The 18,409-nt window shown below is 66.8% G+C and carries 21 protein-coding genes; 9 read left to right on the plus strand and 12 right to left on the minus strand.

What is annotated here, in order from left to right:
- Window positions 1-3 precede the first annotated feature (3 nt).
- The 4 genes from GM656_RS16010 to GM656_RS16025 all read left to right on the plus strand — a co-directional run bounded on the left by GM656_RS16010 (window position 4) and on the right by GM656_RS16025 (window position 4,113).
- Window positions 4-288, plus strand: coding sequence for a DUF7562 family protein (locus GM656_RS16010; RefSeq protein ID WP_162414684.1), 285 nt, complete (start codon window positions 4-6; stop codon window positions 286-288).
- Window positions 289-328: 40 nt separating this feature from the next.
- Window positions 329-1,687: an RNB domain-containing ribonuclease gene (locus tag GM656_RS16015; RefSeq protein ID WP_162414685.1), complete on the plus strand. Its 1,359-nt coding sequence runs from the start codon at window positions 329-331 to the stop codon at window positions 1,685-1,687.
- A 75-nt stretch (window positions 1,688-1,762) separates the two neighbouring features.
- Window positions 1,763-2,506, plus strand: a complete 744-nt coding sequence (locus GM656_RS16020; RefSeq protein WP_162414686.1) for an ABC transporter ATP-binding protein — start codon at window positions 1,763-1,765, stop codon at window positions 2,504-2,506.
- The gene (locus tag GM656_RS16025) at window positions 2,503-4,113 is read left to right on the plus strand and encodes a hypothetical protein (RefSeq protein WP_162414687.1); all 1,611 of its coding nucleotides are present in this window, start codon (window positions 2,503-2,505) and stop codon (window positions 4,111-4,113) included. The genes GM656_RS16020 and GM656_RS16025 overlap by 4 nt, the downstream gene beginning before the upstream one ends.
- Before the next feature lie 62 nt (window positions 4,114-4,175).
- Here the strand turns inward: GM656_RS16025 and GM656_RS16030 are convergent, their stop codons facing one another.
- Entirely contained in the window at window positions 4,176-4,796 is a 621-nt protein-coding gene (locus tag GM656_RS16030) for a transcription antitermination protein (protein WP_162414688.1), read from the minus strand.
- A 70-nt stretch (window positions 4,797-4,866) separates the two neighbouring features.
- Between GM656_RS16030 and GM656_RS16035 the strand changes: the two genes are divergently transcribed.
- The gene (locus GM656_RS16035; protein WP_162414689.1) at window positions 4,867-6,048 is read left to right on the plus strand and encodes an MBL fold metallo-hydrolase; all 1,182 of its coding nucleotides are present in this window, start codon (window positions 4,867-4,869) and stop codon (window positions 6,046-6,048) included.
- A gap of 4 nt (window positions 6,049-6,052) precedes the next feature.
- Here the strand turns inward: GM656_RS16035 and GM656_RS16040 are convergent, their stop codons facing one another.
- The 3 genes from GM656_RS16040 to GM656_RS16050 form a co-directional block, all read right to left on the minus strand.
- Window positions 6,053-6,346, minus strand: coding sequence for a DUF6432 family protein (locus GM656_RS16040; RefSeq protein WP_162414690.1), 294 nt, complete (start codon window positions 6,344-6,346; stop codon window positions 6,053-6,055).
- Window positions 6,347-6,526: 180 nt separating this feature from the next.
- The gene (locus GM656_RS16045; RefSeq protein WP_162414691.1) at window positions 6,527-7,189 is read right to left on the minus strand and encodes a hypothetical protein; all 663 of its coding nucleotides are present in this window, start codon (window positions 7,187-7,189) and stop codon (window positions 6,527-6,529) included.
- Window positions 7,190-7,252: 63 nt separating this feature from the next.
- Window positions 7,253-8,383 carry a PKD domain-containing protein gene (locus GM656_RS16050; protein ID WP_162414692.1) on the minus strand — a complete coding sequence of 377 codons (1,131 nt, stop codon included), beginning with the start codon at window positions 8,381-8,383 and terminating at the stop codon, window positions 7,253-7,255.
- 126 nt (window positions 8,384-8,509) lie between these two features.
- Here GM656_RS16050 and GM656_RS16055 point away from each other — a divergent pair, with 126 nt between their 5' ends.
- The gene (locus tag GM656_RS16055) at window positions 8,510-9,361 is read left to right on the plus strand and encodes a zinc ribbon domain-containing protein (RefSeq protein WP_162414693.1); all 852 of its coding nucleotides are present in this window, start codon (window positions 8,510-8,512) and stop codon (window positions 9,359-9,361) included.
- Window positions 9,362-9,399: 38 nt separating this feature from the next.
- Entirely contained in the window at window positions 9,400-9,792 is a 393-nt protein-coding gene (locus tag GM656_RS16060) for a DUF5611 family protein (protein WP_162414694.1), read from the plus strand.
- Window positions 9,793-10,231: 439 nt separating this feature from the next.
- Here GM656_RS16060 and GM656_RS16065 read toward each other — a convergent pair whose 3' ends face one another.
- The 3 genes from GM656_RS16065 to GM656_RS16075 form a co-directional block, all read right to left on the minus strand.
- A complete protein-coding gene (locus tag GM656_RS16065) occupies window positions 10,232-10,999 on the minus strand; it encodes an ABC transporter permease (protein ID WP_162414695.1) in 768 nt (255 codons plus the stop codon).
- Window positions 10,996-11,940, minus strand: a complete 945-nt coding sequence (locus tag GM656_RS16070) for an ABC transporter ATP-binding protein (protein WP_162414696.1) — start codon at window positions 11,938-11,940, stop codon at window positions 10,996-10,998. The genes GM656_RS16065 and GM656_RS16070 overlap by 4 nt, the downstream gene beginning before the upstream one ends.
- 89 nt (window positions 11,941-12,029) lie before the next feature.
- Entirely contained in the window at window positions 12,030-12,389 is a 360-nt protein-coding gene (locus GM656_RS16075) for a cell division protein SepF (protein ID WP_162414697.1), read from the minus strand.
- 135 nt (window positions 12,390-12,524) lie between these two features.
- Here GM656_RS16075 and GM656_RS16080 point away from each other — a divergent pair, with 135 nt between their 5' ends.
- The gene (locus GM656_RS16080; protein ID WP_162414698.1) at window positions 12,525-12,944 is read left to right on the plus strand and encodes a hypothetical protein; all 420 of its coding nucleotides are present in this window, start codon (window positions 12,525-12,527) and stop codon (window positions 12,942-12,944) included.
- A gap of 42 nt (window positions 12,945-12,986) precedes the next feature.
- On the opposite strand, the gene GM656_RS16085 is transcribed toward GM656_RS16080, so the two are convergent.
- Window positions 12,987-13,466, minus strand: a complete 480-nt coding sequence (locus GM656_RS16085; RefSeq protein ID WP_162414699.1) for an RNA-binding protein — start codon at window positions 13,464-13,466, stop codon at window positions 12,987-12,989.
- An 87-nt stretch (window positions 13,467-13,553) separates the two neighbouring features.
- Between GM656_RS16085 and GM656_RS16090 the strand changes: the two genes are divergently transcribed.
- Window positions 13,554-14,465, plus strand: coding sequence for a cobalamin-binding protein (locus GM656_RS16090; protein ID WP_162414700.1), 912 nt, complete (start codon window positions 13,554-13,556; stop codon window positions 14,463-14,465).
- Here the strand turns inward: GM656_RS16090 and GM656_RS16095 are convergent.
- The 4 genes from GM656_RS16095 to GM656_RS16110 form a co-directional block, all read right to left on the minus strand.
- The gene (locus GM656_RS16095; RefSeq protein WP_162414701.1) at window positions 14,462-14,833 is read right to left on the minus strand and encodes a DUF5658 family protein; all 372 of its coding nucleotides are present in this window, start codon (window positions 14,831-14,833) and stop codon (window positions 14,462-14,464) included. The genes GM656_RS16090 and GM656_RS16095 overlap by 4 nt on opposite strands.
- Window positions 14,834-14,952: 119 nt before the next feature.
- Entirely contained in the window at window positions 14,953-15,768 is an 816-nt protein-coding gene (gene ubaA, locus GM656_RS16100; protein WP_162414702.1) for an SAMP-activating enzyme E1, read from the minus strand.
- Between the two features lie 50 nt (window positions 15,769-15,818).
- Entirely contained in the window at window positions 15,819-16,805 is a 987-nt protein-coding gene (locus tag GM656_RS16105) for a methyl-accepting chemotaxis protein (RefSeq protein WP_162414703.1), read from the minus strand.
- A 77-nt stretch (window positions 16,806-16,882) separates the two neighbouring features.
- Window positions 16,883-18,385, minus strand: coding sequence for a carboxypeptidase M32 (locus GM656_RS16110; RefSeq protein WP_162414704.1), 1,503 nt, complete (start codon window positions 18,383-18,385; stop codon window positions 16,883-16,885).
- Between the last annotated feature and the right edge of the window lie 24 nt (window positions 18,386-18,409).

An 18,409-nucleotide genomic window follows, 5' to 3' on the forward strand; every position in this document is an offset into this window, starting at 1 on the left:
GGTATGTTCGGGTCCCGGAACGCCCGGGAGCGCTCGGTCACCTGCATCGCCTGCGGTGACTCGGTCGCCCGGTCGGACGCCCGCGAGTACGACAAGCACGGCGACCGGTGGGACCGGCGGGACAAGGAGTTCGAGCACCTCTGCAAACCCTGTTTCGCGGATTTGTGTCGCCAGCCCCGCGAGGGACTCGAGACCACGCTCGACGCGGCCGGGGCCGGCGAGGCCGATCGCGAGACGTTCCTCCGTCGGTTCCGGGAGCTCTCCGAGGGCGACAGTTCGGTGGAGTGACCCCGACAGTCCTAACTACACCCTGTTCGTACCCGGCTACATGACTACCGAGGACGCGCAGGCGGCGGCCGGGACCGCCGAGGGGCAAGGCCCCGTCCAGATCGACGAGGAGCTGGCCCGGCACTTAGAGAACAAGCGCGAGGAGCTGTTCGAGAAGTTCGGCATCCCGGACGAATTCCCGCCGGAGGTCCTCGAAGAAGCGCGAGAGCGCACGGAAGACGTCCAGGCCGAGATCGAAGAGGAGGTCGACGAGCGCGAGGACCTCCGGGAGATGACGACCTGGACGACCGACCCGATCGACGCCCAGGACTTCGACGACGCCATCTCCGTCGAGGAGCGCGAAGAGGAGTACGTCCTCTGGGTTCACATCGCCGACGTGACGCACTACGTCAACCCCGACACGGCGATGTGGGACCAGGCCGTCGAGCGCGGGAACACGGTGTACCTCCCGGCCTACACCGTCCACATGCTGCCGCCAGTCCTCGCCGAGACCGTGTGCTCGCTGGTCCCGAACGAGGACCGACTGGCCCACACCGTCGAGATGCACCTCGACAAGGAGAACCTCGGCTACGACGAGATCGACATCTACAAGTCCGTCATCCGCTCTGACGCCCGGCTGACCTACACCGAGGCCGAGCGCCTGCTCGACGACCCCGACAGCGCCGCGGACCTGCTCGAAGACCAGAGCGTCGACCTCGCGGAGAAGACCGAGCAGGTCTGGGAGCTGGCCGACCGGATGCACGAGCAGCGCAAGGAGGAGGGGTCGCTCGTCCTCAACCCCGCGCGGGACCGCGCCCACACCATCATCGAGGAGTGCATGCTCAAGGCCAACAAGGCCGTCACGCACGAGCTGATGTGGTCGCGCGGCGTCGAGGCGATGTACCGCGTCCACCCCCAGCCCAGCCCCGACGAGTGGGACGAGGCGCTGGTCGAGATCCAGGAACTCGACGGCGTCTCCATCCCCGGCGACGCCTGGGACGACCCGCGCAAGGCCGTCAACGCCACGCTCGAACAGGCCCCCGGCCGCCAGCTCGACAAGATCCAGTGGGCCGTGATGAAAGTGATGCCGCGCGCGAAGTACATGAACGACCCCTTCGGCGGCCACCACGCGCTGAACTTCGAGATCTACGGCCACTTCACCTCGCCCATCCGGCGGCTGTCGGACCTCATCAACCACTGGATCGTCTACACCAACGACGTACCAGAGGACCTCATCGCGCTGTGTGACCGCGCCAGCGACCGCCAGAAGGACGCCGAGCAGTGCGAACGGGAGTACAAAAACTTCCTGCAGGAGGTCGGCCTTGACCCCTCCGCGGTCAACAACCGCGGCATCGAAGTGGTCGAGGACCCGGACGACGACGCCGACGACGGCGCGGAAGACGAGGCGGCCGAGGAGTAGTGCCGCCCGACGGCGTCCGGACAGTCGTTCGCACCAACAGGAAGACCTTTTTTCCGCCCGGGCGGCACTGCCGGTATGTGCCCTCCACCAGCACCGGCGATCGAGACGGACGGTCTGACGAAGCGCTACGGCGATACGAGCGCCATCGTCGACCTCGATTTGACCGTGCCCCGCGGGAGCGTCTTCGGTTTTCTCGGCCCCAACGGCGCGGGCAAGACCTCGACCATCCGCATCCTGACGACGCTGACGAACCCGACCTCGGGGACGGCCCGGGTCGCCGGCGAACCGGTCTCCGATAGAGCGGCGGTGGTCGACAAAATCGGCTTTCTCCCCGAGGAACCGCCGCTGTACGACGAACTCACCGGTCGCGAGCAACTGGAGTACATCGCGGGCCTGCGCGGCCACGAGGACTGGGAGCGCGTGGAGTCGCTGCTCGACCGCTTCGACCTCTCGGCGGACGCCGACCGCCGCGTCGAGACGTACTCGAAGGGGATGAAACAGAAGCTCGGACTCGTCCAGGCGCTGTTACACGAGCCCGAGGTGCTGATTCTCGACGAACCGACCTCGGGACTCGATCCGCGGGCGGCCCGGACGGTGCGTGACACGATCAGCGAGGTCGCGGCCGCGGAGACGACCGTGTTCCTCTCGACGCACATCCTCCCCGTGGTCGAGGAGTTGGCCGACACCGTCGGGGTCCTGTACGGCGGGGACCTCGTCGCCGAGGGCACGCCGGCCGAGCTGACCGACGAGATCGCGGCCGGCGGGACGCTCGAAGACGTGTTCCTCGACGTGACCAGCGAGCGGCCGGCGGAGCAATGAGACGGCCGGACGGCCGCCGGGCGCTGCTCGTCGCGCGGACCGAGCTTCGGCGGACGTGGCGAAAGCTCCTCGGGACGGCGCGCGGGACGCTCACGCTCGGCGGCGGCGGTCTCATGATCTCGCTGTACAGCCTCGCCATCGGCGCGGCGGCGCTGTTTCTCGGCGGCGCGCTCGTCGAGAGCGACCCCCACACTGTCAGGCTCGCGACGACGGGAGCGATCGGCGGCCTGCTGGGACTGGTCGGCTTCGTCACGCTTCAGCATACGGTGAAGTCGGCCGGCGAACCCGACGCCGCGGACGGGCTCCTGACGACGATTCCCTACGAGGACGCGCTGGCCGGACTCGTCGTCGCGGAGGTCGGCCGCGTCTTGGCCGGCCTCGCGCTCCCCCTCGCGGCGCTGACGCTCGGTCTCGCCGCCGGGAGCGCGGGCGTCGCCGTCGCGCTCGTCCTCCTCGTCGGCTCGCTCCTCGTCGCGGTCCTCGGGACCCTCGGCGGCTACGGGCTGGGACTGGTGACGAAGCTGGTCGCGAGCCAATCGGCCGTCGTCGCGCGCCACCGCGCGAGCTTCGGCGGGCTCGCCTCCCTCGCGCTCGCGGTCGGCTGGATCACGATGACGACGATCCCCTCCGTGCAGACGCGCGTGCTCCGACTGGCCACGCGGTCGCCGCTGTCGTGGACCGCCGACGCGGTCTTGCTGGCCCTCGGGAGCGCGAGCGCCGACCCCCTCCACGCGGGCGTCGCGACCGTCGCACTCGCGGGGAGCCTCCCGGTCGGGACAGTCGCGTGCCTGTGGCTCGCCAGACGGACCTGGTACGCGGATCCGATCCAGCCAGCCCACGAGTTCGACCACGACGAGCGGACGCTCTCGGACCGACTCCTTCGGGGCCGGGTCTCGACGGCGACCCGCGTCGTCGCACAGAAGTCGTGGCTCCGGACGAAGCGCGCCCCCATCACCGTCCAGTACGCGGCCATGCCGTTCTTCTTCCTGATGTTCCACCTCCAGACCGTGATACTCGAGGGCGTCGTCCCGCCGACGTTTCCGCTGGCCGCGGGGGTCGCGAGCGCGGCGGCCGCGGGCGCGGCGTTCACGCTCAATCCGCTCGGCGGCGAGGAGCGCGTCCTCCCGCTCACGCTGACCGCGAACGTCTCCGGGCGAGCGTTCGTCTCGGGGCTCGTCCTCGCCGGCGCGCTCCCCGGCGTCGCACTCACGGTGGTTTTGGTCGGCGGCGTCGGCGTCGCCGCCGGCACGCCACCGCTGGTGTTCGGCGTCGCGCTCGCGACCGCACTCGTCGCCACCGTCGCGGCGCCGGCCATCGCCGTGGGCACCGGCGTCGTCTTTCCGAAGTTCGAGCGGTCCTCCGTCTACGGGCGCGAGGTGGTCGTTCCGAGCGGCTGGGCCTTCGTCGGCTACCTCGTCGTCTTCGGCGCGGCCGTCGCGCCGGCGAGCCTAGCGTTCCTGTTCAGCGTCCACGACCTGTTCTCGCTGGGCGACGAGCCGTTGGTCCTCGGCGGCGGCCTGGCGGCGACGCTCCTGCTCTGTCTGGGGTGTGGCGCCGCCGGGTTCCGTTACGCGTCCAACCGCGTCGCCACCTACCGCTTCGACTGAGCGCGAACGGACGGTGCGGCGGGAGCGGCCTCCGGACCCAGACCAGCGACGGACCACCTCGCTCAACAGATCGGCTTCGGATCGAGTCCCATCGCGTCCAGCGCCTCGGCGTAGCCCTCGTAGGCGGCCTCGACGGCCTCGGTGGCAGCCGCCGCAGCGGCGTCACGCTCCGATTCCGAGAGCGCGTCGAGAGCGGTCTCGGCCTGGTCAAGCGACGATGCGTCGGACCTGAGCTCCCGGGCGAGGTCGGCGCGGCCCTCGTCGGCCTCGTTGACGAAGAAGTTCACCACCTGCAGGTAGAAGCGGTCGGCGATCAGGGGGGCCGCGACGAGGCCGGCCCCGACGCGCTCTGCGGTCCCCGCGACGGTTTCGAGGTGCGCCGAGAGCGCGTCTGGCTCTCCCGAATCGGCGTCGATTCGGTCGCTCCGCTCTGCGGCCGCCGCGGCCGCCTCATCGAGCGCGTCCGCGACCGCGCCGTCCGCTCCATCGTCGTCCGAGATCTCGTCACTCCACCGTCCCAGCGCGGCCGCCAGCCCCGCCTCGCGAGTCGCGGCGGCTTCGAGGACCGCGTCGGTCTCAAGCGACGCGCCGGTGGCGGCGACGAGCGCCTTGTCCGACCCGAGTCGGTCGCGTTCCGTCTCCGTCGCGTCTCGCACCGCGTCGATCGTGGCTCGCGCGTCCATACTCTCGCTGGGGCCGGCGCGGGCTTCAATTCCCCGCCCGGTTTATCTGCCGGAGCGACCTACGTCCGGTATGACCGAGGACTATCCGGAGCCCCCGACGGAGCCACAGTCCGTGTCGGCGGCGGCGCTGCAATCGCGACTCGACGCCGGCGAACCGGTCCGACTGCTCGACGTTCGCGACCGCGACGAGTACGAAGAGTGGCACATCGACGGCCCGTCGGTCACGGCGACGCAACTCCCGTTCCCGAAGTTCCTGCAGGCGAAGGTGACCGGCGAGGTCGACGACCTCGTAGCGGACGTGGCCGGCTCGGGCCCGATAACCGTCGTCTGCGCCCGCGGCGAGGCCAGCGCCTTCGTCGCCGGCCTTCTGGCCGACCACGACGTGGACGCGCAGAACCTCGCCGACGGCATGGAGGGATGGGCCCGTCTCTACGATGCCCGCGAGATCCCTTGCGACGCGGCCACCGTCGTCCAGTACCGACGCCCCGCCTCGGGCTGTCTCGGCTACATGGTCGTCAGCGACGGCGACGCCGCCGTCGTCGACCCGCTTCGGACGTTCGCCGACCGCTACGTCGCCGACGCCACCGAGCACGACGCGACGCTCCGCTACGCCGTCGACACGCACGTCCACGCCGACCACGTCAGCGGCGTTCGCCGCCTCGCTGCCGAGACCGACGCCGAACCGGTCATGGCCACACGAGCGGTCGACCGCGGCGTCACGGACGCGGTGACCGCGCTCCCCGACGACGGGTCGCTCACCGTCGGCTCGGCGACGCTCCGCGCCCACCCCCTGCCCGGCCACACTACCGGCATGACCGGGTTCGCAGTCGGCGACGTGCTGCTGGCCGGCGACAGCGTCTTCCTCGACGGCGTCGCTCGCCCGGACCTCGAAGCCGGAGCCGAGGGCGCGCGCGACCTCGCTCGGGACCTCCACCGCACGCTGATCGAGCGCCTCGCCGCGTTCCCGGACGACACGCTCGTCGCACCGGGGCACTACGGCGACGCCGCGACGCCCGCGTCAGACGGGACCTACACCGCCCCCCTCGGCGATCTCCGCGAGCGCCACCCCGCCTTCTCGATGGACCGCGAAGCGTTCGTCGACGCCGTCTGCGACGACATACCCCCGCGGCCGGCCAACTTCGAACGCATCATCGCGATCAACCTCGGCACCGAAACCGCCGACGACGACGCGGCCTTCGAACTCGAACTCGGGCCGAACAACTGCGCCGCCACCCCCACGGCCGACGACTGAGCGACTAAAACGGCAACCGATCGCGAATTTGGTCCAGCAGCGATCCCTCCTCGTCCGGCACGTCGTCGCCCACCACGTCCTCCCCCGGCAGAATGACCGTCCGTTCGCCGTTGTCCTCGACCTCGATGAGGTCGTCCGCCTTGAGGGCCGCCAGCGCGTCTTCGATCCGGTCGATGTTCTCCTCCGTCCGCGACCGAAGCTCGAAGACGGTCATCCCCTCCTCGCGGCGGTCGGCGAGCGCGTCGAGCACCGCAACCTCGGTCTCGTCCCGGTCACGATACTCCGGCTTCGCTCTCATGGTCCCCTCTATTACCGGACGGGTCTAATCTTTGTCCCCTGTCAACGGGTATAAAGAGAGAAGAGATCTGCACGGAGTTACTAGGTTCATATTTAGTCTCGAAAGACACAGCTGACCGTACATTATAAAAATTACTAGAATAGAAGGGACAAACCTTGGATATTTATTAACCACTCGATTTTATTCGCGACCTTCGTAATCAGGATGTTCTGGACCTAATTCGATAGAACCCGCATAATGTGCCAGATAGAGGCGCTTTGACCACTTTCCAATAGAGTGTTGATAAGCCCAGTTGTATTTTAGGTAGCTTGTCTCGTACAATTTTCCCTCTGGCGTTAGAACAGTCACATTTACTGTATCTGGGATATATGTATGATCACGATCTGGGAAATCAGCAGAGTTCCACCGGTTGACAATATGCATATAGCTCAAAGCAATAAGCCGTCTCTCTTCTCTGCTAATTGACCTATTTCTTGGATTCTCCATTTCATATTGGATATGATATGATTCGTTCTCTGGATAGATCTCGGTATTAATAACCTTTGCAGTAATTCCAAGAGTCATCCAAATTCGAAATTCTTTATCGAATTGTCTATATTTTTGTCGACGATCGGCATATTTATCAACCTCTGTTTTGGTCTGAATAGCTTCGTGAGGGGTCTTCTTTTTTGGTGTCGAACTCTTTCGGATTGCTGACTCTGTTGTTTTCTCAGTGGCTGTTTCTTCTGGAGTTAGTTCCGGTGTCACAGTACTTCTACTGGTTCCAAGGCTGGAACACCCCGAAAACAAGACAAGTGTGAGAATACTGAACAACACAAAACTCCTTTTTAAATCTAACATCATCTTATATCTTATTTTATGCTACGTTTTTTATTTGCTTTCGCCATGTTGAAACGATTCTTTACTTCACGGCCCCCATCCACCATAGACTGGACTGTCGTTACCTCCACTGGTATCATCCGTTCCTCCATCACACGTTTCACACCCACCAACACCATTGCTGGGAGTGTTTCTTACATCTGCTTTTCCATTTGAATCAGTCTCTTCGTGGAATATGAAATCAGGACTACTATCAGAATCGCTATCTCTATTATCGGTTTCTCTCTGTTGTCGCTGATTTAATAGGCTCCGACTTTCTTCATCAATTGTTTCTTTCGTGAACGTTTCCCCCAAACCATTTTTCGAGAGACTATCGGCTTCTTCCGGCTTAACGACCTGTGTAAGTTCGTTGTCTACGTACATCCAGATCCCGGGTTTCCCATCGACGTCGACGACGGTATCGCCGATAGTCATCGATGCGCCGGTGGTACACCCTCGATTCTGGTTGGAACTGTCGTAGTAGTTGATCGTACCGCCAGGACACGGCTCGGAACCGACGCCGCCGCCACCACCGCCGGTCGAGCTGACGACTCGGACGGTCTGGTTCGCGGCCCCGCGGTGGCCGGCCGCGTCGTACACGACGGCGCGGACTGAGATCGGACCGGTGGTGTTGAACGTCCACGGGTGCGTCGCGGTCGCGTTGTCGCCCGAGAGTTGCGCTCGCCGGACCATGCTTCCGTTGACGAGCCAGGCGAGCGACCGGAGAGACGCGTCGCCGGCGGTCACGGTGGCGGAGAGGTTCCGCTGCGCACCGACGGGGAGCGCCGTCGGCGACGACAGCGAGACCGTCGGTCCGCGAGGGTCGGTCACCGTCACGTAGAGCGTGTCCGAGCGGGTGGTCCCGTTGTCGTCGGTGACCGCGACAGTGACGTTGTATCGCCCGAGTTCAGTCGGGGTGAACGCCGTCTGGACGCAGGTCGGGCAGTCGGGCGCACGCGTCGCGCCGCCAGGCGTTCGGATGGTCCACTCCACGCGGCGGACGTCGCCGTCGGGGTCGCGCGACCCATTGGCGTCTAGGTGGACCGTCGCTCCGCGCTCAACCGACTGGTCGAGGCCAGCGTCGGGAAGCGGCGGTTCGTTCGCCGTCGCCGCGCCGGTGCTACTGAGAACCGGCAGGAGCAGACACAACGCGACGATCGCCGCCGTCGTCCAACGCATTGACGAATCGTAGGCCCGGTATCTGTTATAAAATTTCGCAATAGGAGGTGAAATAAATCTCAGACTGTCACGTGATGACGGGCGAACGGGCAGGGTTTAAGTATACCACGGCGGGAAGTTCTGACAATGGGTCTCAAATGTTCCGTCCTCGGGCACAAGTACGGTGAGACCACCGTCGAGCGCGAGCGCGAAGAGCAGGGTAGCGAAGTCGTAATCACCATCCAGGAACGGGAGACCTGCGAACGGTGTGGGAACACACGGATCGTCTCGGAGAACAAGGAAGTGACGGCAATCGAGACGCCATCGGACATCGCGGGCGATCTCGTCGACGACGCGGACGCTGACGCGGCGGACGCCGAACCGGAGGGGAGCGAGTTCGAACCCCCAGAAGACGACGAGGCGGAAGACGCGTCCGACGGCTGGGACAGCGTCGACGAGGGCGTCGAGACGGAGCCCGTCGACCCGGATGTCGGTGGCGTGGGAGGCGGCGGATCGGACGAGGAGTCGGAACCGATCGACCCGTCGGCCGACGACGCCGAGATCATCGACGACGACGAGAGCGACGACGAGGCCGAAAGCGGGGACGTCGAACTGGACGAGCCCACGACGACGGTCGACGTACCGGACGCGGAGGGCGACGACTCGCTGGCCGGTGACGAGACGGATCCCGAGGAAGACGACGGGCTCATCCTCGGCGAGGAGGACGAGGAGGGGACGAGCGGCGACCGGGAGCCCGGCGCGTGGCCCGAGGAGCCAGGAGACGACGGTGACGACTGGTCACCCGAGACGATGCCCGTCGAGGACGACGACGAATCCGACGTCGAGCCCGTCGGTGAGAACGCCGTGACCGTTCCCGAAGGCGAGTTCCGCTGTCCCGAGTGCGGGTTCACGACCGAGGTCGAATCGACCTCGCTGCGGGCCGGCGACTTCTGTCCCGAGTGCCACAAGGGGTCACTTATCAACCACCGCGACGAGTGAACGCAAAGGGTAAGACAGCCCCTCGCAAAAACTCGGCCATGCGAGAGTACAAGATGCGACGGGGCGAGCATCTCGAAGACCGCGTCCCTGACATGGAGGCGTTCGTCGAGGAGTATTTCGGACCGGTAACTGACACGGAAGAGTACGAGGGCAACGACCTGTTGGTCGTCGACGAACCGGACAATCCCGTGTTCGAGCGGGTCGTCGCCGGCCGCGTCGAGTACGGATCGAAGAAGGACAAACTGGCGCTGCACATCGACGAGCGCCCCGCCGAGGAGGTCATCGCCGAGGGACACGTCGACGCCGCCGAGGACGCCGTGGCCAAGAAAAACGACTTCCTCGAAGAGGCGACGGACCGCGACGCGAAGGCGCGCCGCGATTCGCTGAAGCGCTCGGTCGAGGACGACGCCGACGCGCCGGACAACGTATAGGGTCCGACCGGGGCGGACTTTCTGCGGGTGCGATCGAAGTCCGAGCGCGCAGTACCTGCTCGTGAGCACGAAACGACCGCGTTCCGGAGCCACGCGGTGACGTGCTGCCGAACGACCACTCAAGAGCGATTGCACAGCCACAGCGGGCCCGATTATCACTGCGCGTCAGACGGGCGTCACACCTAAATGCCCTCATGTCATAATTTAACATACGCCACGCCCGGAGGCGCTCACAAGTATCCGGGTCACGAGTCCGCTCGTGTCGCCACGGAACCTCGTTCCGGGGCACCCTGTCATAGTTTGTCCGCCCGCCGGAGCGGACCCAATCCGGCATTCCGATCCGGGTCAGCCGCCGAGGGCACGTCCCCCTTTTCGTAGGACAGGAGCGACGGCGAGTAGCGTCGCGAAACCGACGAGCGCGAGGCGCACCGGCGAGCCCTCACTCCGTCAGCCCGTAGCCGCGCTTGAACAGCGCGAAGTCGATCGACAGGACGACCACGGTCACGCCGGTCAGGACCGCGAGCGACGTGTTCGGGTCGATCTCGGTGACGCCGATCATGCCGTAGCGAACACCGTTCACCATGTACACCATCGGATTGAGCAGCGAGACGCTGCGCCAGAGCGGCGGCAGCACGTCGAGCGAGTAGAACACCGCGCCGAAGAACACCAGCGGCCGGAGGATGAACTGGTTCATCACGGTGAGGTAGTCGAAGTCGCTCGCCCACAGGCCGCCGACGACGCCGAGGCCGCCGAACAGCGTGGTGATGACGAGGACGAACGCGACCAGGTAGCCCGGGTGCGAGACGGGGACGGACGTGAACACCAGTCCGACGCCGATGATGAGCAGCGACGTGATGACGCCCCGGAGCGCGCTCGCGGTCACGTAGGCCGACACCATGCTCCGGTTCGACATGGGCGAGGTGGTCACGGCCTGGATGTACTCGTTCCACCGGCCGTGGAAGATGGTGAACGAGGCGTTCTCGAAGCTGTCCGAGATGGCCCCCAGCACGACCAGTCCCGGGAGGACGAACTGGATGTAGCTCACGCCCGCGATGGACCCGATCCGGCTGCCGAGGATCACGCCGAAGACGGAGAAGTACAGCGCGTTCGTGATGATCGGCGGCAGGAACGTGTTGTACGGCCGGCGCACGAACCGGAGGACTTCCCGCCGGACCAGCGTCACCAGCTGGGTCGCGTTGGGGTTCACGCCGACACCTCCGCGTAGTCGCGCTCGTCGCGCGTCATGTCGACGAACACCTCTTCGAGCGACGCCCGGCGGATGTCGAGCGAGGCGACGGTGTGGCCCTGTGCTTCGAGTTCGCGCATGATCGCCGGCGCGGTCTGGCTCCCGCCCATCGCGGTCACGGACAGGCCCTCGTCGGTCAGTTCCACGTCCGTGACGCCATCCACGTCGAGGCGCGGCGCGGTCCGCGGCGGATCCGCGAGTTCGAGGACGATGGTGTCCGTGCCGCGGGCCATCAAGTCGTCGGGCGTCGCCACCTCGACCTTCCGCCCGTCGTCCATGATGGCGACGCGGTCACAGAGGCGCTCGGCCTCCTCGATGTAGTGGGTCGTCAGCAGGATGGTGGTCCCCGCGTCGTTCATGCGGTTGATGATGTCCCAGAGGTCGTGCCGGAGCTGCACGTCGACGCCCGCCGTCGGCTCGTCGAGGATGAGCAGGTCGGGGTCCGAGACGAGCGCGCGGGCGAGCATCAGCCGGCGTTTCATCCCGCCGGAGAGCCAGTCGAAGCGCGTGTCGCGCTTGTCCCAGATGCCGACGGTCTTGAGCGCCTCTTCGGCGCGTTCGCGGGCCTCGTCCCGCGGGATGCCGTGGTAGCCGGCCTTGTGTTCGAGCACCTCGATGATGGGGAAGAATCGGTCGACGTTGAACTCCTGTGGGGCCAGCCCGATGCGGTCGCGGACCTCCCGGTAGTCGTCCTCCACGTCGAAGCCGAACACCTCGGCGGTTCCCTGGTCGCTGTGGACGAGACCGACCAGCGTGTTGATGAAGGTCGTCTTGCCGGCCCCGTTCGGCCCGAGCAGGCCGAAGAACTCCCCCCGATCGACGGAGAGTTCGAGGCCGTCGAGCGCCTGCACGTCGCCGTATCGCTTTCGTAACCCACTGGCTCGTATGGCCGGATCTGTCATTGGCATCGCTAGCGCGGCGACACCGAAAAACGCATTGAACCCCCGACGAACCGGCCGTTACACTGAAACGAACGCCGCCGCGCCGACGTCTATCGACCGAGGCGTTCCCGGGCGATGCCGACGCCCGCCGGCGTGATGATGAGCTGGTCGTCGTCCTTCTGGACGATGTCGCCGCCGACCTCGTTGGCGACCTGCTTGAGCTCGTCGCTGATGTGTTCCATAGTCCGGTCCTGCGTGGAGTGGCGCGTGATGTCGGCGATCACCACGTCGCCGTCGTAGACGGCGTCCTTGATCTCGATGACGTCTTGCTTGTCGCTGATGCGGGCGATGCGGACCTGCCGCTCGGTCTCGGTCCCGCTCATGTCGAATTCGTTGGCGTTTAGCTCGACGTAGTCCTCGGTGTTCCGAGACGACCCCGACTCGCCGAGAATCTTGCTCATCAGTCCCATGTCACTCCCGGCGTGCGCAACCGGTTTCAAGTTTTCGTCCATCGAACGTGTTGACACAGGGGGCCCTGATCAGCCGGACTCTGCGCGCGGACGGGGACAAAGCGTTATTCAGCGGCGGACCGAACAGCGACACCGATGCGTCCGCCCTCCGTCAAAACGACTCCCATCGCTGTCGCGGCCGTCGGTGGCGTTCTCTATGCCATCGGCGTGCTGTCGTGGCTGTTTTCGAACGGCGTCCACTTCTGGTCACAGGAGCCGGCGACCCTCGCGTTCGGGGCCGGCTACGCCGCTGTCGGAATGGTTCTCACGGGTGCCGTCCCGCTGTATCTCTGTGGCCGGTTTTCGCTTGTCACGCCGGGACTCGCGACACTCTGGCTGCTCGGCAACACGGTGTACGAGTGGCTGTACGGGATGCATCTCCACCCGCTGTCGTCGTATCTCACCGTCTGGCCCCTGCTGCTCGGGGTCGCCGTGGGTGCTGGTGTTGTCGAAGCACTCGTCAGAGTAGGCCTCGACCGCGGCGTCGGCCGGTTGGGACTCCGACCGCTGGTGTAACAGACGCAAAATCGCGGGCAGACAGCGGGCGGCCGCTCGACGCTACACCGAGAACTCGAAGAGGTCGTCGCCGACGTGGTGCAGCGACTCGACGACCTTCCCGCTGTCGCCGACCATGTCGTCGCCGTCGGTCTTCGCGCGGCCGACCGCGAGGAACTTCCCGTGGGACTCCTCGTTGATGACGACGAGGTCGCCCGCGCCGATGTCGTCGTCGGCCTCGGTGATGCCCGGCCGCATGATGTCCGCGCCGTCGGAGACGAACGAGACGGCCCCGGCGTCGACGGTGACGACGTGCTTCCGTGGCGGGTGCTGATTCGCGCCCTGGACGGTCAGGAACGGTTCGTCGTCTAAGTACAGCACGAGCGGGTCGCCGTCGACGAGGACGACGTTCCAGTCGCTGTCGTCGAACGCGACCTTCTCGAAGCTGTCGGCGTCGAGGTCGACCCCGAGGTTGTCCGACAGCGCCGCGGTGATGGCGTCCACCTCGTCGGAGCGGAGGTGGTGACGCGACTTGACTTCCATACTCCCGTCTCGTCGGCGGTGGAGGGTAAGCGTAACGAACCGGCCGGACGGGGAGAGGCTTTTGCGCTCCCGGCCGAACACGGAGGTATGCGAGTCGTCACGCTGCTTCCCTCGGCGACGGAGATCGTCTACGCGCTCGGCGTCGAACCGGTCGGCGTCTCCCACGAGTGCGACTACCCCCCGGCCGCCCGCGAGCGGCCGTCGGTCAACCGCTCGCGTGTCGACCCCGAAGCAGCTAGCGCTGAGATCAACGAACAGGTCGCGGCGGCCGAGGAGGGCGACGGCGTCTACGCCGTCGACCGGGAGGCGCTGGCCGAACTGGACCCCGACCTCGTCGTCACGCAGGGCGTCTGTGACGTGTGCGCCGTCGACCACGTGCTGGTGGCAGAGGCGGTCGCGGAACTGGGGCTCGATGCCGAGGTGCTCACGCTCGACGTGCACAGCCTCGACGACCTCTTCGAGTCCATCCACCGCGTGGGGAGCGCGATCGGCAGGGACGAACGGGCGTCGGCTCTCGTCGCGGACCTCCGAGAGCGGGTCGCGGCCGTCGAGGCGACGGCGGCGCGGGCCGAGACGCGCCCACGCGTGGCCGTCCTCGACTGGCTCGACCCCGTGATGGTCGCCGGCCACTGGATTCCCGAGATGGTCGCGACCGCGGGCGGGCGCTACGGACTGGAGGACGCCGGCGCGCACTCCCGGCCGCGCGAGTGGGAGGCAGTCCGCGAGTACGATCCCGAGGTGCTGGTGGCCGCCCCCTGCGGCTTCGACGTGGCCCAGACCCGCGAGAACCTCGCCGACCTGACCGAGCGGCCGGGCTTCGACGACCTGACGGCCGTCCGCGAGGGCCGGACCTACGTCGTGGACGGGCACCACTACGTCAATCGGTCGGGGCCGCGGCTGGTCGACACGCTGGAGTTCCTCGCGGCGCTCGTCCACCCGGAGCTGTTCGATTCACCGCCGCGAGACGCCGTCGTCGACCTCGGGGCCGTTCGGGCCTAAGCGACGGCGGCCGCGGCCAGCCCGACGTACGTATTCCCCAAGACGACGAGCGCGCCGACGGCGACGACGCCGAGGAGCCAGGCCCGCCAGAGCGGGACCCGCTCGACGAGGTCGCGACACTCCAGCAGGACGACGCCGACGTAGAGGACGACCGCCATCTTCAGCGCGACGACGAGCAGCGGCTCGTGGAACAGGAGCGACCGAATCCAGGGGTTCGCCTCCAGCCCCGGTCCCGCGAAGCGCGCGGCGAACAGCGTCGACAGCGCGTCGCCGAAGCCCCAGACGAGCACCAGCGAGAACACCAGCTCGACGTAGCCGGGCTTCTGCAGGCGAATCGAGAGGGAGTGGGGGCGCTCAGTCGGGGCCATGACACGAGATACCCGACCTCCGGACCACCGTCGCATAAAGCTCGGTGTCGCAGTATTAGCTGTGAGAATCGGCCGAGCGCCGCGGGCCGTCGGGCGGGGCTTCAGGACAGCGGTTCCGCTCAGTCCTCGGCCAGCGAGCAGCGCCCCTCGTACGTCGCGTCGGCGACGCTGTCGATGGCCGGGTCGTCGCCGCAGACCGGGCAGTCGGGGTTCGGGGCGACGGGGACCTCCTCGAAGGTCATCTCTGCGGCGTCGTAGGCGATCAGTCGCCCGTCCAGCGTCTCGCCGTAGCCCATCGCGAGCTTGACGACTTCCGTGGCCTGCATGCAGCCGATGGTGCCCGGCAGCACGCCCAGCACGCCGGCGGTCGCGCAGTCGGGGACCGTCCCCTCCGGCGGCGCTTCGGGGAACAGACAGCGGTAACACGGGCCGTCGCCCGAGAACGTCGTCACCTGCCCCTCGAAGCGGAAGATCGCGCCGTGGGAGAAGGGCGTCCCGGCGAGCGTGCAGGCGTCGCTGACGAGAAAGCGCGTCGCGAAGTTGTCCGACGCGTCGACGACGATATCGTAGTCGGCGACGAGGCCGGGGGCGTTCTCCCGTTCGAAGCGGACCGCGTGGCGGTCGACGGTCACGTCGGGGTTCAGGTCGGCGACGAACTCGGCGGCGCTGTCGACCTTCGGGCGGCCCACGTCCGCGTCGCCGTGGATGACCTGTCGCTGGAGATTCGACCGCTCGACGGCGTCGTCGTCGACGATTCCGAGCCGGCCGACCCCGGCCGCCGCGAGGTACTGGAGGACCGGCGACCCGAGCCCGCCGGCCCCGACGACGAGCACCGACGTATCGAGCAGGGCCGCCTGTCCCTCGGGCCCCACGTCGTCCATGATGATGTGCCGCGAGTAGCGGTCGAGCTGTTCCGGGTCGAGGTCCGGTCGCATGGGAGGGAGTTGGCCGGCCGGCGAAATAAGCGGCGTGTTCGTCGGCGCTCTCAGGCGTTCCGTTCGAGGTCCGCGACGAGGTCGTCCATCGCCTGATTGATGTCCGCGAGGAGGTCGGTCTGCTCGACGGACTCCCCGGCGATGTCGGCCGTGCTGTCCGCGATGTCCTTCGCGGCCGCGGTCGACTGGTCCATCATGCTGGCCACCTCCTCGGTCGAGGCGGCCTGCTGGTCTGTCGCCGTGGCCACCTCGGCGATGCCGTCGTTGACTTCGCGAACGGTGTCGTCGATCTCTTCGAGAATCTGGGTGGACTCCTCGACGGTGTCGATCCCGTCGTCGATCTCCGCGTTGCTCTCTTCGAGGCTCTCGACGGCGTTCTCCGTGTCCTCCTGAATCCCGTCGATCATCTGTTCGATCTCCGTCGCGTTCTGCTGGGACTCCTCGGCGAGGCTCTTGACCTCGTTCGCGACCACGGCGAACCCCTCCCCGGCTTCGCCGGCGCGAGCGGCCTCGATGGAGGCGTTCAGCGCCAGCATGTTCGTCTGATCGGCGATGTCGTTGATGACCTCGACGATCTCGTCGATCTCGGCGACGCTCTCCCGAATCGTCTCGACGTCTTCGGCCACGCTGTCGGCCGCGCGCTGGATGTTCTCCATCGCCTCGTGCACGTCTTCGGCGTTGTCCTGGCCCCGCTCCGCGAGTTCCGTGGCCTCGCGCGAGGCGGCGGACACCTCCTCCGAAGACGAGGCGATCTGCTGGACCGACGCCGAGAGGTTCGACACCTCGTTCGCGATCTCGGTCATGGCCTCGTGTTGCTCGGCGGCCTGTGCGCGGATGGCGTCCGTCTCCTCGGCGACGTCGACCGAGGAGTCCTCCACTTCGGCGAGCATGGTCTGGATCTCGCTCGCCGCCTCGTGGTTGTATCCGGACTGCCTGTCGATGTTTTCGGCGATCTCGTCCTCGATGTCTGCGTCGATATCTTCGTCGATATCCGTAGTGCTGGCCCTCGGCTCAGCGTCGACGTGCTCCTCAGACATGCTATCCGGATTGACGGACGCCAGCGGTAAAAGGCGACTACCTAAAATTTTCACGACCGATACTGCCAGCCCGCGACTCAGCAGTCGTACAGCGCGCGGTACTTCCCGTCGGCGTAGTCGAGGAAGTGGTCGGCGGTGAACGACTCGCCGGTGGCCTCCCGAACGAGGTCGTCCGTCGTGTAGCGCGCGCCGTGGCGGTGGACGCGCTCGGTCAGCCAGTCGTGGATGGGACCGAACTCGCCCGCGCGGACGTGCTCGTCGAAGCCGTCGATGTCCTGCCGGGCGTGGTGGTCGAACTGGGCGGCCAGCACCGACCCGAGCGAGTACGTCGGGAAGTAGCCGAACGCGCCGTTGGTCCAGTGGATGTCCTGCAGACAGCCCTCGGCGTCGGTCTCGGGGCGCACGCCGAGGTACTCCTCCATCTTGTCGTTCCAGACCCGCGGCACCTCGGCCACGTCGAGGTCGCCCCGGATGAGGTCGCGCTCGATCTCGAAGCGCAGGACGATGTGCATGTGGTAGGTCAGCTCGTCCGCCTCGACCCGGATGCGGTTGTCGTCGTACACCTCGTTTGCGGCCTCGTAGAACTGGCGGGGCGACGCGTCGGTCCCGAGGTGGTCGTTGGCGGTGTCGGCGAAGAAGTCCCAGAAGGGCTCCGAGCGGCCGACGTGGTTCTCCCAGAAGCGCGACTGGGACTCGTGGACCGAGAGGTCGCGGTTGTCGCCGAGCGGCGTGCCGTACTCGGCCTGTGGCAGGCCGAGCGTGTAGGTGGCGTGGCCGAACTCGTGGATCGTCGACCCGAGCGCGTCCAGCGGGTCGTCGGGAGTGAAACGGGTGGTGACGCGGGCGTCGAACTGCGTCCCCATCGAGAAGGGGTGGGGCGCGGTGTCAAGCCGGCCGCGGTCCCAGTCGTAGCCCAGGTCGTCCAGCGCCGCCTCGACGAGGGCGTGCTGGTCGTCCTCGTCGTAGGTCCCCTCGAACGGGTCGGCGAGGGTCACGTCGCTGTCGGCGATGTCGTCGATGAGCGGCACGAGCGCGTCGCGCAGGTCCGTCAGCACCTCCTCGGCGGTGTCGATGCCGAGGTAGGGCTCGTACTCCTCGAACAGGACCTCGTAGGGGTCGCGGTCGGGGTCGATGGCTGCGGCGTACTCGCGGCGGAGTTCCACCAGTTCTTCGAGCGTGTCGGCGAAGGCGTCGAAGTCGTCCTCGGCCTTGGCCTCCTTCCAGACCGGCAGGGCGTTCGAGGACGCCTCAGAGAGGCGCTCGACGAGGTCGGCGGGGACCTTCGTCGCCCGCTCGTGGTCCCGACGGACCTCCCGGACGACGGCCGCCTGTTCGGCGTCGAGGTCGGCGTCTGCCAGTTCGTCGAGCCAGCCGGCCAGGTCGTCGTCGGTCAGCAGTTCGTGATGGAGCGTGGAGACGGCGGAGGTCTGCTTGGCGCGGGCCGGCGTGCCGGCGTCCGGCATCATCACCTGCTGGTCCCAGTTCAGGACGCCGCCGGCGTCCTGGACGTAGTGGAGGCGGCGGACGTGGTCGAGGAACTGCTCGTACGTGGACTCGCTGTCCTCGCTCGCTGTTGCCATACGCCGTGGTTGGGCGGGCGGCCC

This window comes from Haloarcula salina, assembly GCF_010119195.1.
Lineage (GTDB): Archaea > Halobacteriota > Halobacteria > Halobacteriales > Haloarculaceae > Haloarcula > Haloarcula salina.

Bases quoted from the DNA above. Each gene is read 5' to 3' on its own strand.
- GM656_RS16080 (WP_162414698.1), top strand. From the start codon at position 12,525: ATGCGTCCGCCCTCCGTCAAAACGACTCCCATCGCTGTCGCGGCCGTC.
- GM656_RS16025 (WP_162414687.1), top strand. From the start codon at position 2,503: ATGAGACGGCCGGACGGCCGCCGGGCGCTGCTCGTCGCGCGGACCGAG.
- GM656_RS16110 (WP_162414704.1), bottom strand. From the start codon at position 18,385: ATGGCAACAGCGAGCGAGGACAGCGAGTCCACGTACGAGCAGTTCCTC.
- GM656_RS16020 (WP_162414686.1), top strand. From the start codon at position 1,763: ATGTGCCCTCCACCAGCACCGGCGATCGAGACGGACGGTCTGACGAAG.
- GM656_RS16105 (WP_162414703.1), bottom strand. From the start codon at position 16,805: ATGTCTGAGGAGCACGTCGACGCTGAGCCGAGGGCCAGCACTACGGAT.
- ubaA (WP_162414702.1), bottom strand. From the start codon at position 15,768: ATGCGACCGGACCTCGACCCGGAACAGCTCGACCGCTACTCGCGGCAC.
- GM656_RS16075 (WP_162414697.1), bottom strand. From the start codon at position 12,389: ATGGGACTGATGAGCAAGATTCTCGGCGAGTCGGGGTCGTCTCGGAAC.
- GM656_RS16095 (WP_162414701.1), bottom strand. From the start codon at position 14,833: ATGGCCCCGACTGAGCGCCCCCACTCCCTCTCGATTCGCCTGCAGAAG.
- GM656_RS16090 (WP_162414700.1), top strand. From the start codon at position 13,554: ATGCGAGTCGTCACGCTGCTTCCCTCGGCGACGGAGATCGTCTACGCG.
- GM656_RS16085 (WP_162414699.1), bottom strand. From the start codon at position 13,466: ATGGAAGTCAAGTCGCGTCACCACCTCCGCTCCGACGAGGTGGACGCC.
- GM656_RS16010 (WP_162414684.1), top strand. From the start codon at position 4: ATGTTCGGGTCCCGGAACGCCCGGGAGCGCTCGGTCACCTGCATCGCC.
- GM656_RS16035 (WP_162414689.1), top strand. From the start codon at position 4,867: ATGACCGAGGACTATCCGGAGCCCCCGACGGAGCCACAGTCCGTGTCG.
- GM656_RS16050 (WP_162414692.1), bottom strand. From the start codon at position 8,383: ATGCGTTGGACGACGGCGGCGATCGTCGCGTTGTGTCTGCTCCTGCCG.
- GM656_RS16070 (WP_162414696.1), bottom strand. From the start codon at position 11,940: ATGACAGATCCGGCCATACGAGCCAGTGGGTTACGAAAGCGATACGGC.
- GM656_RS16060 (WP_162414694.1), top strand. From the start codon at position 9,400: ATGCGAGAGTACAAGATGCGACGGGGCGAGCATCTCGAAGACCGCGTC.
- GM656_RS16040 (WP_162414690.1), bottom strand. From the start codon at position 6,346: ATGAGAGCGAAGCCGGAGTATCGTGACCGGGACGAGACCGAGGTTGCG.
- GM656_RS16045 (WP_162414691.1), bottom strand. From the start codon at position 7,189: ATGATGTTAGATTTAAAAAGGAGTTTTGTGTTGTTCAGTATTCTCACA.
- GM656_RS16030 (WP_162414688.1), bottom strand. From the start codon at position 4,796: ATGGACGCGCGAGCCACGATCGACGCGGTGCGAGACGCGACGGAGACG.
- GM656_RS16015 (WP_162414685.1), top strand. From the start codon at position 329: ATGACTACCGAGGACGCGCAGGCGGCGGCCGGGACCGCCGAGGGGCAA.
- GM656_RS16055 (WP_162414693.1), top strand. From the start codon at position 8,510: ATGGGTCTCAAATGTTCCGTCCTCGGGCACAAGTACGGTGAGACCACC.